The organism is Pseudomonas sediminis, from assembly GCF_039555755.1.
Lineage (GTDB): Bacteria > Pseudomonadota > Gammaproteobacteria > Pseudomonadales > Pseudomonadaceae > Aquipseudomonas > Aquipseudomonas mendocina_D.
On sequence record NZ_CP154631.1, the window covers coordinates 4,478,169 to 4,490,497 of the forward strand.

The window sequence follows — 12,329 nt, forward strand, 5'->3', positions numbered from 1 at the left end:
AATTCCATGGACGGCAAACAGAATTGCCATGAAGCCGCGCGGCAATCAACCGGCGCGAAAAATCAGATGATCTTCCCAGTCGCCTTCGGCCACGCTGTTCTCACTGAGCATACGTCCTGATTGGGAAATGCGCTCGGCGTGCACGGCATCAGGGTCGCCGCAGACCAGATGATGCCAGTGCGGCAGGTCCTTGCCTTCGCTGACCAGGCGATAACCGCAGGTGGGCGGCAACCAGCGGAACTGATCGGCCTGCGCCGGGGTGAGCTGAATGCAGTCAGGCACGTGCTTGACCCGATTGGGGTAATCGCTGCAACGGCAGGTTTGCAGGTCCAACAGCTTGCAGGCGATGCGCGTGTAGTAGACGGCGCCGTCGTCTTCGTCCTCGAGCTTCTGCAGGCAGCACAGGCCGCAACCGTCGCACAGCGACTCCCACTCGCGCGCATCTAGCTGGGCGAGTGTCTTGCGTTTCCAGAAGGGTTCGAGGTCGGCAGCCATGGCAGCAGTATGGACTCAAGCGTAAAAAGCGCGGCAGTCTAGCTTGGGTGATATGCAGGGCCAAGCGGAGCATGCCGAATGGCACCTTCAGGAATTGATTTTACGAGCAAGTCATCGTTGCTGGCGGGTTGCACCCGCCCTACAGATATGCGCCCGTAGGGCGGGTGCAACCCGCCAAATACCTCAATAACCGCGGGCGAAATCCACTTCACCCCGTAACGGCTGTCCGGCTTGCCAACGCGCCAGGTTGTCGATGAACAACTCGCCCATCAAGCCCGGATCGGTGGGCGCCGAGCTGTGGCCGGTGAGTAGCAAACGCGGCGCCGTCCAGAACGGATGGCCTGGCGGCAAAGGTTCTTCACGGCAGACGTCGATCACGGCTGCCGCCAAGTGGTTTTGCTCCAGTGCGGTCACCAGGTCAGCATCGACCACGGCAACGCCGCGCCCGGCATTGATCAGCACCGCTTCTGGGCGGAAATGGGCAAGCAGCCGGGCATCGTACAGATCGCGCGTGGCCGGCGTGTCCGGCAGCAGGTTGACTACGTAGTCGGCCCAGGCGACCAACTGCGCAAGTTGATCCATCGCCGCGACCTCGAGAAACGGCATCTGCTCACGCGCCTGGCTGGCGACGCCACGCAACCCCACCCCAAAAGGCTGGAGAAACTCGGCAACGGCCTGACCGATATCACCGCAACCGACCACCAGCACGCGGCGCCCGCGCAGGCTACGCGGCAGACTGTGATCCCAATGCTGCTCGACCTGCGCCGCCAGACGGGCGAACAGACGCCGCTCGTGGGCCAGCATATGGCCGAGCACGTATTCGGCCATTACCTGTCCGAAGATGCCGACCGCACGGGTCAGGCGGTAATCACGCGGCAAGCCGTGCGCCAACAGCGGCGTGATGCCGGCCCAGGTCGATTGCAACCACTGCGGCCGCGCGCCGTCGCGCAACAGCGGTGCGAGCAGATCCGGCTGCCCCAGCCACAGGTCGCACTCGCCGGCCTGCTCACGCAGCGATTCGAGCTGCGCACTGGCGACCAACTGCAGGTCGGGGCAGGCGCTACGGATACGCTCGGCGTAGAACGCATGCTCCTCTTCGGCGATCAACAGGCGCATCGGTCACACCGGGTCGTTACGGCGCAAAAGTTCGTCAGGCAAGTGCTCGATGTACTCCTCCTCGGGCGGCGGCATCTGCAGGTGATAGCCCTGCTTATCGAGGTTCTCCAGTACCTGCGCGATGTCCTCGCGGGCCAACTGACGCTCTGGGCTGAGCACCAGGTCGAAGGCATGCGCGGGCGGGCCGAAGACGCTGAGCAGCCCTTCCGGTACGCGCGCCAGGGCATCGGCCTTGATTACGTATAGGTACATCTCGTTCTTGCGCGAACTCTTGTAGATGGAACAGATGCGTTTCACGCGGATTCTCCTTCGGCGGCCAGGCAATCCAATAGCGCCTGGCCCATCAGCTCCCGACGCCAGCCGCGCAGGGAGTCGGGCAATTGGTACGGGCCATGGGGGAAGCCGGTTTTCAACAGGGCTTCCAGGGTTTTCTTGCGCAGCATCAGCTCAGGGACGATGTCTAGGCGCTCACCTTCTTGCTGGCCGATGACGCGCAATTTCTTCAGCAGCGCAGAGGCTTCGATGGGCAGCGGCTCGGGCAAGGCTTCGGGCCACTGCTCGGGCGGCAGTGCAGCAGCATCACGAATCAGCTGCAGCAGTGTCTCTCCGTCCTGACGCACGGTTTTTGGGTGCATGTCCTCGATGCGCGCCAGCGTCACCAGGTTATCTGGCTGGGTACGTGCCAGCGGCCACAGCGAATGCTCGCGCAGGATGCGATTACGCGGCTGGTTACGCGCGCGCGCCTCACGCTCGCGCCAGGCGCACAGTGCGCGCAGCACGGCCTGCTGTTGACGCGACAGTTTCCACGCCAGCTTGGCCTCGCGCCAGGCGTCTTCCGGGGCGATCTCACGGCCCAGATTGGCGACCAGTTCGGCACCGTCCTCCAGAATCCACTCGACCTTCTGCGGCGCCAGGCGGGCCATCAGGGCGCGGTACACCTCAACGAGATGCAGCACGTCCTCGGCGGCGTAGCGCACCTGCAGCTCAGACAGCGGCCGCTGCAGCCAATCGGAGCGGGTCTCGCCCTTGGGCAGCTCGATATCCAGCAAGGCCTGCACAAGGCGCGAGTAGCCCATGGAGAAACCGAGATTGAGATAACCGGCGGCCAGTTGCGTGTCGAACAGCGGCGTCGGCAGGCTGCCGGTCAGGCGTAGAAAGACCTCTAGGTCCTCACTGCATGAATGCAGCACCTTGACCACTGTAGGCGACTCAAGCAGCGCGGCGAACGGCCGCCAGTCGCTGATGCGCAAGGGGTCGATCAGGTAGGCGCCGTCACCAGCGCTGACCTGCAGCAAACCGGCGATGGGATAGAAGGTGTCGACGCGCATGAACTCGGTGTCCAACGCGACGAAGGGCTGCGCCTGCCAGGCGGCGCAATGCTCGGCCAGGCTGACGTCGTCGAGAATCCAGTGAATGTCGTTAGCCACGCGGCTCTCCCGTCTAGAATGCCGCGCAGTATATATGCCCAGACCAGCCCACGGGGCAGCAGCCTGCCGCCGATGACGGGAACTGTGTAATCTGTGCCGCGCACCACCTCCGAAACGGAAGAACAACAATGCTGAAGAAACTGCTTGCCCTGGCCGTCATGCTGCTGGCCGCAGCGGCCAGCTACCTGGCCCTGACGCCCAGCCCGATCGATCCGCTGCCCTGGGATGCCGCGCCCGCCCCGGCGATGACTGGCGCACTGGAGCCCAACGACACCCTGATGAAAGCCGAGCTGCTGGCGCGCGGCCAGGTGCATGGCCCGGAAGACATCGCCGTCGACAACCAGGGCCGGGTCTACGCCGGCCTGCATGACGGCCGCATCGCTCGCGTTCTGGAAGACGACAGCCTGGAAACCTTCGCCGACACCGGCGGCCGCCCGCTGGGCATGAACTTCGATGCCAACGGCAATCTGATCGTCGCCGATGCCTACAAGGGGCTGCTGAGCATCGACCCGCAGGGCGCGATCAAGGTGCTGACCTCCGAGGCTGAAGGCCTGCGTTTCGCCTTCACCGATGACCTGGACATCGCCAGCGACGGCACCATCTACTTCAGCGACGCCTCCTCACGCTTCGAACAGCCGGACTACCTGCTCGATCTGCTCGAGGCACGCCCTCACGGCCGCCTGCTCAGCTATGACCCGGCCAGTGGCGAAACCCGCGTATTGCTGAAAGACCTGTACTTCGCCAATGGCGTGGCGCTGTCGGCGAACGAGGACTTCGTGCTGGTCAACGAAACCTATCGCTATCGCATCACCCGCTACTGGCTCAAGGGCGACAAGGCCGGCCAGCACGACATTTTCATCGACAACCTGCCGGGCCTGCCGGATAACCTGCAGGGCGACCGCAAAGGCACCTTCTGGGTGGCCCTGCCGACTCCGCGCAAAGCCGATGCCGACTTTCTCCATCGCCACCCCTGGCTCAAGTCGCAAATGGCCAAACTGCCGCGTGCCCTTTGGCCGAAGGCGATCCCTTACGGCTTCGCCATCGCCCTCAACGAGCAAGGCGAGATCGTCCGCAGCCTGCATGACACCAGCGGCACGCACCTGCGCATGGTCACCTCGGTGAAGCCGGTAGGCGACTACCTGTACTTCGGCAGCCTGGACAACGATCGCATCGGCAAACTGCAGATTCACTGAGCACACAGCTGCCCGGTTCACTCAAGACCTGGGCAGCCCACTCAGACCTTCTGAGCAATCCAGATGGTGTGCCGCGTGCCCCGGTTGCCGTGGGCATATACCTGCACCGCCTCGCCCTTGAAGCCGGCCCTACGCACCTTCTCCGAGAACGCCCGGTCGGCGCTGGATGACCACACCGCCAACATGCCTTGGGGCCTTAACGCTCTGGCGCACCGGCGCAGGCCGTCCATGCTGTACAGCCAGTCGTTGCCCTTCTGAGTCAGCCCCTCGGGGCCGTTGTCGACGTCCAGCATGATCGCGTCGTAGCAATGCTCGGCGGCCTGCAGCACCTTGGCTACGTCCTCCTGAATGATCACTGCACGCGGGTCATTCAACGGATAACCGGACTTCGCCCCGAGCGGACCACGGTTCCACTCGATCACGCCCGGCACCAACTCGGCCACCGCTACCTCGGCATCGGCCCCCAAGTGCTGGAGCGCAGACGCCAGGGTGAAGCCCATGCCCAGACCACCGATCAGTACCCGCACCTGCGGCCGGCTCGCGATCTGCTTGCAGGGAATCGCGGCCAGGGCATCTTCCGAACCGTGCATGCGCGTATTCATCAGTTGCCCGCCATCGCCGCCAGCAATCTTGATCACGAAATCTTCGCCGTATTCGAACAGGTTGAGCGCACCATCCGTACCGGGGATAGGAGCGGTATCGAGCAGAACGAAGCGTTTCATAGAAGGCGAAGACCTGAGTAGCGAGCGAGAAGGCAGGCAGCATGCCTGAATCGGCCGGGCAGCACAGCCCTGCCCCGCCCGAAACGACGAGGCCCCGCGTTTCACGCGGGGCCTCGAGTCTACTGCGATGGGCTCAGACTACGCCTTGCGCCAGCATCGCATCGGCGACCTTGACGAAGCCGGCTATATTGGCGCCCTTGACGTAGTTGATGCGGCCATTCTCTTCGCCATGGTGCACGCAGGCATGGTGAATGTTCTGCATGATGCCGTGCAGACGCTCGTCCACCTCTCCGGCGCTCCAGTGCAGGCGCATTGCGTTCTGGCTCATTTCCAGGCCGCTGGTGGCCACGCCACCGGCGTTGGACGCTTTGCCTGGTGCGTAGCAGATGCCGGCCTCGACGAACAGGTCCACCGCTTCCAGGGTCGAAGGCATATTGGCGCCTTCGGCCACGCAGATGCAGCCGTTCTTCAGCAGCGCGCGAGCATCCTCAGCGTCCAGTTCGTTCTGCGTCGCGCAGGGCAAAGCGATATCGCAGGCCAGGCCCCACGGACGCTGCCCGGCGAGGAACTGCAGACCATAGTGCTCAGCCATCTCGCGCAGGCGGCCACGACGCACGTTCTTCAGGTCCATCAGGTACAACCACTGCTCATCGCTCAGGCCGCTCTCGGCATAGAGAGTGCCCTCGGAGTCGGACAGCGAAATCACCCGGCCGCCCAATTCCATGACCTTCTGCGCCGCGTACTGGGCAACGTTGCCGGAACCGGAGATGGCCACGCGCTTGTCTTCGAAGCCCTGGTCGATGCGCTTGAGCATCTCCTGGGCGAAATACACGCAACCGTAGCCGGTGGCTTCCGGGCGGATCAGGCTGCCGCCGTAGCTAAGGCCCTTGCCGGTCAGCACCGAGGTGAACTGATTGGACAGGCGCTTGTACTGGCCGAACAGGTAACCGATCTCGCGCCCACCGACGCCGATGTCACCAGCCGGCACATCCAGGTCGGCACCGATATGGCGATACAGCTCGGTCATGAACGACTGGCAGAAGCGCATCACTTCGCCCTCGCTCTTGCCCTTGGGATCGAAGTCCGAACCGCCCTTGCCGCCACCCATGGGCAGCGAGGTCAGCGAATTCTTGAATACCTGTTCGAAAGCCAGGAACTTGAGTACGCCCAGGTTCACCGAGGGATGGAAACGCAGGCCACCCTTGTACGGGCCGATGGCGCTGCTCATCTGGATACGGTAACCACGGTTGACGTGCACCTGACCACGGTCGTCGACCCAGGGTACACGGAACAGGATCGCACGCTCGGGCTCGACCATGCGCTCGAGAATACCGGCATCGCGATAACGCGGATTGGCTTCGAGGAAAGGCCACAGGCTACGCACGACCTCTTCCACCGCCTGGTGGAATTCCGGCTGGTCGGGATCGCGCTGTTTCAGGCGCGCCAGGAAAGAATCAACGGACAACGACATGCGGCACCTCGACACCACAAAGACAAAAGTGGCCGGCACTCTATCAGGCAGCAAAGCACCAAAACAAATCAAAATGTCGCGTTGATGAAACCTTTTAGTGCGCGAACTGCAAATAAAGCCTCTATCGCGCAATTATCTCCACCCAATAACGCACCAAATAATTGCATTCAGCGCACGAACATCGGCCACCCATGATTGGGTCGGCATCAGCGCTGGCGTTACAGCTTTTCCGAATCTGTGTGAGAAGGCTTTTCTTCAAGCGAATCCAATAGCAGGCCAGGCGGTATGATGCCGCAAACCCTGCTACGTAACAGGAGGCTGCATGCCACTCGCTCAACTGATCAGCGCGGAACACCTTCAACAACGTATTGGCCAGAACGACCTGCTGGTGCTGGACTGCCGCTTCGCCCTCGAAGACCCAGCCTATGGGCGCCGCAGCTACGTCGAGGGGCATATCCCGGGCGCGCACTTTCTCGATCTGGAGCAGGACCTGTCCGCCCCGGTGGTCAAGGGCGTAACCGGTCGCCACCCGCTCCCCGACCCGAGTCATCTAGTCGAACGCCTGCGCAGCTGCGGTCTGCGGGGGGATAGCCAGGTCGTGCTGTATGACGACGGTCCCGGTGCTTTCGCCGCACGCGCCTGGTGGTTGCTGCTGTGGCTGGGCAAGCGTGATGGTTTGTACCTGCTCGATGGTGGCCTGAAAGCCTGGCGTGAAGCCGGACAGGAACTGACCACCACGCCACCTAACAACACCCCGGGCGATTTCTCCGCGCAACCCGACAGCAGCCTGCTGCTGACTGCCGATCACCTGGCCCAGCACTTGGGCAACCCGGAGCTGACCCTGCTCGACGCGCGGGCACTGCCGCGCTTTCGCGGCGAGGTCGAGCCGCTCGACCCGGTCGCCGGGCATATTCCCGGCGCACGATGCGCCGTATTCACCGACAACCTGGGTAAGGATGGCCGCTTCCTTCCGGCAACGGTACTGCGCGAGCGTTTCGACGAGCTGCGCGGCGAACGCCCGATGGAAAATCTGGTGGCTTACTGCGGCTCGGGGGTCACGGCCTGTCACAACCTCTTCGCCATGAGCCTCGCCGGTTATCCATTGGCGCCGCTCTACGCAGGCTCTTGGAGCGAGTGGATCACCGATCCGACGCGCCCGGTAGCCACGGGTGATTGATCGAAGGTTTTAAGCACCAATCGAAATATGCCCAATAACTCAAATCCAGAATCAATTTAAAAACAGACCTTTACAGCTGAAATATCGCACTAGACTTGAGAATGAGCGGCTAACCCCGCTCCCGGTGGGGCCTTTATCGAAGAGCCCAGACCGTTGAAAAACGTTAGCGAGGCAGGCAAGACAAGGCAAAAACAGCCGAGAAACGGTCGGAATCGCGCTCGATTTTACAAGCGTAAATGAGCATTTCGACTGGGCTCGCACACGAGGCTGTTTTTAACGCAGGATTGCCAACGCACGACTGCATGGATGCAGGAGGTAGAGCGACGCAGGAAGCCAAAGCCGAGATAGTTTTTCATCGGTCTGGAAACAGCTGCCACGCGCCCGGCCCTACCGGCACCCTTGCGAGGATGCCATGGGAATTGCCGCCTGCGATCTCAGCCAGCATGTGATCCGCCCTACCCTGCTCTATCTCGAACGCCATAGCGCCACGGCCGAAGCACTGCTATTAGGGGCTGCGGCCTGTCAGTCAGCACTGGGCAGTGCGCTGGACACCCCGCAAGGCCACGGTTTGTATCGCATCAGCGAACAGCGCCACCAGATACTCTGGGACCAGCATCTGGCCTTCGACCCGGATCTTGCCAGCCGTGTACGCGGCCTCGCCAGCCAGCACGCATTCTTGGAAATGCCGCACATGGAGCTGACGGTCAATCTGCGTTACGCCACTGCCATTGCCTGGCTGATGATCGAAAGCGAAAAACTCGAGCTGCCGGCCGCTGATGACGTGCTAGCCATGGGCCGAATTTGGCGCAAGGTTTTTCAGCCGCAGGCGAGCCAACATGACTTTCTCGATGCCTGGCAACGCTGCATTGAGCCCGTAAGCCAGGCGGCTTGACCATGCAGTCAGAAAATACAATTTGGAAAATCCATACATTATCCAACCAATTATCCGACAATACGCTCTATTTCGGGAACTTCATCGCCTTGGCAGGGGTCAGGAAAAACTGTAGCGTGCGCCCCCCGCCTCACCACAGGAGCTTCCCCGTGAGCAAACGTCTTCTCAAGACCGGTCTTGCCGTCGCCATCACTGCCACCTCGAGCCACGGTTTCGCCAGCGGCTTCGCCCTCAATGAACAAAGCATTTCCGGTATGGGTACCTCTTTCGCCGGACGCTCATCCTCGGCCGACGATGCCAGCACCGTGTTCGGCAACCCGGCCGGCATGGCCCGTCTCAAGCGCGACGAAGTCTACGTCGGTGCTGCGGCGATTCGCGCCAAGAGCGATATCGACCACGTCAGCGCCAGCTCCCCGGCCGGTGCTATCAGTGGTAGCAACGACGGCGATATGGTGCCGACCACCGGCGTGCCCATGGGCTATTACGTCAAGCCGCTGGACGAAAAGGTCGCCTTCGGTATCGGTATCTATGTGCCCTTTGGCCTGATGACCGATTACGAAAGCAACTTCCAGGGTCGCTACTATGCGGATAAGAGCTACGTGCGCGTGATCACCGTGCAGCCGACCTTGAGCTATCGCTTCAATGACAAGCTGTCGGTGGGTTTCGGCCCAACCTTCAACCACATCGAAGGGGAACTGACCTCGTCACTGTTCACGCCCCTCGGCGATGGCAAGGTGAAGGTCAAGGGTGACGATGTCGCCGTTGGTTTCAACGCCGGCGTGCTGTACGAGTTCACTCCGCAGACCCGCGCTGGCCTGGCTTACCATTCGCGCGTCAAGTACAAGTTGGAGGGCGACACCCGTGTCGAAGCATCGCCACTGGCCGGCATCGCCGGCAAGTACGACGCCAACCTGGACCTGACCACGCCCGAATCGGTGGACATGTCCATCACCCACGATCTGACCGATGCGCTGACGCTGCATGTCGGCAGCACCTGGACGCGCTGGAGCCGCTTCAAGGAAATCCGCGTGGAGAACGACTCCGCCACTTTGCCGGCCAACCTCGCCACCATCGTTGAGGAGCAGAACTGGCACGACACCTGGGCTCATGCGGTCGGCCTGTCGTACAAGGTCAACCCGCAGTGGACGCTGCGCACCGGTATCGCCATCGACCAGTCGCCGACCAACAACGTCGACCGCTCGCCCCGCATTCCCTCGGGCGACCGCACCATCTTCAGCGTCGGTGCCGGCTGGAGCCCAAATCAGGACATGACCATCGATGTGGCCTATTCCTACCTGCAGGAAGAGTCGGTGGACGTGAACCACGCCAGCGCCACCCGAGGTACCTACAGTGCACGTTACAAGAACAGTGCACACGGTCTCGGCGCCTCGCTCAGCTACCGCTTCTAATCGAGCCTCTGCATTGGCTAAACTCACGCGGCAGAACAACAATAAAAGCCGCGTGAGAACATCATGACTGCCCTCTGCACTACCCTGCCCGACAATCTCCGTCTGCTGTTGGTCGACGACCACCGCATTTTTCTCGATGGCCTGTCCCTGGCCCTGTCGCCGCTCAGTGCGAACCTGCAGATCCACACCGCGCACAGCGCCGCCGAAGCCGAGCAGTGCCTGCGCCAACACAGCTATGACCTGATCCTGCTCGACCTGCGCTTACCTGACGTGCCTGGCCTGGAGCTCTTGCAGCGTTGGCTTGCGCGCGACGAAAGCACGCCGGTGGCCATTCTCAGCGCCAGTGACTCGGCGCTGGATGCCCAGGCGAGCCTGGCGGCTGGCGCGCTCGGTTTCATCCCCAAGAGCTCCGACAGCAACGCCCTGCGCCAAGCTGTGACGCGCGTCCTGCTGGGTGAAACCCTGCCGGCGCCAAGCAGCACCTCACCGCTGACACCGAGGCAGCTGGAGATTCTCCAGCTACTGGCCGAGGGTCTGCCGAACAAAGCCATCAGCCGCCAGTTGGGCCTGGCCGAAGACACGGTCAAGACCCACCTCAAGGCCCTGTTCGAAACCTTCGCCGTGCATACCCGCACCGCCTGTGTCAGCGCCGCCCGCCAGCGTGGCTGGCTGTGATCAACTGACGGCCTGGCGCGCTCGCAACTGAGTGGCCAGCACTTGGCGCAAACGCGCCGGCAACAGCGGTTTGCCCAGGGGAATGACGTGAGCGGGCAAGCAGCGCTCGTGCAGCTCCGGGCTCAGATCTGCACTGATCAGTAGAGCCGGCAGCATCAGCCCGGCCGCCTCGCGCAGGCGCTCGATGGCCTGCAGGCCATCCTCCTGCTCGGCCAGCCGGTAGTCACTGATCAGCAACTGCGGCGTATCGACCCGCAATACCTGCAGCGCACTGGCCAGGTCAGCGCAAGCCTGCACCTCGCAGCCCCAGCGACGTAGCAGGCCAGCCAGCGCTTCACGCCCGGCTGGGTCGTCTTCGAGTAGCAGCACACGCCCCTGCAAGGTCAATCCAGTATCGGCGCGCGGCGCTGCCACAGGTACCTCGGCCAACGGCAAACGCAGAACGAAGCGGGCGCCCGCGCCCGGCTGTGAATGCAGGTGCAAAGGGTGCTCCAGTACCTCGGCCAACTGCCGCACGATGGCCAGACCAAGACCGAGTCCGCGCTCGGCATTGCGATCGGGGTTGTCCAGTTGACGAAATTCCTCGAACACCAAGGCCTGCTCCGCCTCACTGAGGCCGCGACCATCATCGGCCACCTCCAACACGATCTCGTCGCCATCAGGCGCTACGCTCAACCTCAGGTGCTGCGCCTGTGCGTGCAGCAGGGCATTGTTCAGCAGGTTGCGCAGCAGGCGTTCCAGCAGCAGCGGGTCGCTGTGCGCACCACAGTCGTCACAATGCAGCTGTAGATCTAAACCCTGCTGTTGCGCCTCTGGCGCCACTTCAGCGATCAGCCGTTCGAGCAAGGGGCGCAGGGCGAACGCATGCGGCCTGGCCTGCACACCACCGGGCAAGGTCAGACGGGTGTAGTCGAGCAGCGATTGCAGCAGGCGTCCCAACTGCTCCACCGACGCGGCCAGGCGCGAGCTGATGCGCCGGGTCTGCAGGTCACCGCCCTGTTCCACCAGATGTTCGGCGTACAACCCCATGGCGTTGAGCGGCTGGCGCAGGTCGTGACTGGCGGCTGCGAGCAGGCGCAGCTTGCGCGTGTCATCGGCTTCGGCGCGCTGACGCGCCAAATCGAGCAGGCGCAGGTTCAGCCAGGCACCGCGCTGACCATGCTCCTGCATATAGGCGCCGACGCTGCCGATCAGGTTGGCGCAGAACAGAAACAGGCCCTGGTAAGCCAGCGTGCCACCGGTTTCACCGAACAGCACGCCGACGCCAATGAACAGCAGGCAGAAGCTCCAGCTACACAGGCTGATCGCACGAAACGACAGCCCGAGGAGGGCGTAGCCGAACAACAGGATGAGGAATAGGCCGTCGTAAGGCATTGCCACACCCTGCTGCCAGCACATGTACACGATCAACACGACACTGACGCCGTTGACCCAGTAGGCCGCGGCATAGACCAATGGCACCCTGGCAGGCGGTGCCTCGACCCGACGGCAGTAAAAAAAGGACAGCGCCAACACCGCCAGCGCAAGCATACGCAGCGGTAGCACCGACAGGCTGACCGGCAGCGGCATGAGCAGAAAATCCAGCAGCGCATAAATCAACTGAAACAACGCTGCGATGGGGGCGATCAGCGGCAGGCGTCGACGAATACGCTGCACCCGATGCTCGGCAAAGCCCGCCTCCAACTCGGTAGCGAAACGCAGCGAGCGATAGCCCCGGCGCTGCTGGGCCAGCAGCAGGCGCTCACTCATGGG

The 12,329-nt window shown here is 62.7% G+C and carries 12 protein-coding genes; 5 read left to right on the forward strand and 7 right to left on the reverse strand.

The window, feature by feature from the left end; translation table 11 throughout:
• Positions 1-45 precede the first annotated feature (45 nt).
• The 4 genes from AAEQ75_RS21135 to rnd all read right to left on the reverse strand — a co-directional run bounded on the left by AAEQ75_RS21135 (position 46) and on the right by rnd (position 3,038).
• Entirely contained in the window at positions 46-495 is a 450-nt protein-coding gene (locus tag AAEQ75_RS21135) for a YcgN family cysteine cluster protein (RefSeq protein ID WP_343350379.1), read from the reverse strand.
• A gap of 183 nt (positions 496-678) precedes the next feature.
• Positions 679-1,611, reverse strand: a complete 933-nt coding sequence (locus AAEQ75_RS21140) for a D-2-hydroxyacid dehydrogenase (RefSeq protein ID WP_256834764.1) — start codon at positions 1,609-1,611, stop codon at positions 679-681.
• A 3-nt stretch (positions 1,612-1,614) separates the two neighbouring features.
• Entirely contained in the window at positions 1,615-1,908 is a 294-nt protein-coding gene (locus tag AAEQ75_RS21145; protein ID WP_256834763.1) for a YcgL domain-containing protein, read from the reverse strand.
• Positions 1,905-3,038, reverse strand: coding sequence for a ribonuclease D (rnd, locus tag AAEQ75_RS21150; RefSeq protein WP_179576246.1), 1,134 nt, complete (start codon positions 3,036-3,038; stop codon positions 1,905-1,907). The genes AAEQ75_RS21145 and rnd overlap by 4 nt, the downstream gene beginning before the upstream one ends.
• A 131-nt stretch (positions 3,039-3,169) precedes the next feature.
• Here rnd and AAEQ75_RS21155 point away from each other — a divergent pair, with 131 nt between their 5' ends.
• Positions 3,170-4,231, forward strand: a complete 1,062-nt coding sequence (locus tag AAEQ75_RS21155) for an SMP-30/gluconolactonase/LRE family protein (RefSeq protein ID WP_256834899.1) — start codon at positions 3,170-3,172, stop codon at positions 4,229-4,231.
• 41 nt (positions 4,232-4,272) lie between these two features.
• Here the strand turns inward: AAEQ75_RS21155 and AAEQ75_RS21160 are convergent, their stop codons facing one another.
• On the reverse strand, positions 4,273-4,953 hold the full coding sequence (locus tag AAEQ75_RS21160; RefSeq protein ID WP_343350382.1) for a spermidine synthase: 681 nt from the start codon (positions 4,951-4,953) through the stop codon (positions 4,273-4,275).
• Between the two features lie 133 nt (positions 4,954-5,086).
• Positions 5,087-6,424 carry an NADP-specific glutamate dehydrogenase gene (gene gdhA / locus AAEQ75_RS21165; protein WP_179576244.1) on the reverse strand — a complete coding sequence of 446 codons (1,338 nt, stop codon included), beginning with the start codon at positions 6,422-6,424 and terminating at the stop codon, positions 5,087-5,089.
• Between the two features lie 322 nt (positions 6,425-6,746).
• Here gdhA and AAEQ75_RS21170 point away from each other — a divergent pair, with 322 nt between their 5' ends.
• The 4 genes from AAEQ75_RS21170 (at position 6,747) to AAEQ75_RS21185 (ending at position 10,577) form a co-directional block, all read left to right on the forward strand.
• Positions 6,747-7,601: a sulfurtransferase gene (locus AAEQ75_RS21170; protein ID WP_143504210.1), complete on the forward strand. Its 855-nt coding sequence runs from the start codon at positions 6,747-6,749 to the stop codon at positions 7,599-7,601.
• Between the two features lie 412 nt (positions 7,602-8,013).
• A complete protein-coding gene (locus tag AAEQ75_RS21175; protein ID WP_106733924.1) occupies positions 8,014-8,493 on the forward strand; it encodes a hypothetical protein in 480 nt (159 codons plus the stop codon).
• Between the two features lie 149 nt (positions 8,494-8,642).
• A complete protein-coding gene (locus tag AAEQ75_RS21180) occupies positions 8,643-9,902 on the forward strand; it encodes an OmpP1/FadL family transporter (protein ID WP_343350385.1) in 1,260 nt (419 codons plus the stop codon).
• 63 nt (positions 9,903-9,965) lie between these two features.
• Positions 9,966-10,577 carry a response regulator transcription factor gene (locus AAEQ75_RS21185; RefSeq protein WP_343350386.1) on the forward strand — a complete coding sequence of 204 codons (612 nt, stop codon included), beginning with the start codon at positions 9,966-9,968 and terminating at the stop codon, positions 10,575-10,577.
• Here AAEQ75_RS21185 and AAEQ75_RS21190 read toward each other — a convergent pair whose 3' ends face one another.
• On the reverse strand, positions 10,578-12,326 hold the full coding sequence (locus AAEQ75_RS21190) for a hybrid sensor histidine kinase/response regulator (RefSeq protein ID WP_343350387.1): 1,749 nt from the start codon (positions 12,324-12,326) through the stop codon (positions 10,578-10,580). It abuts the gene before it with no gap.
• Positions 12,327-12,329 lie beyond the last annotated feature (3 nt).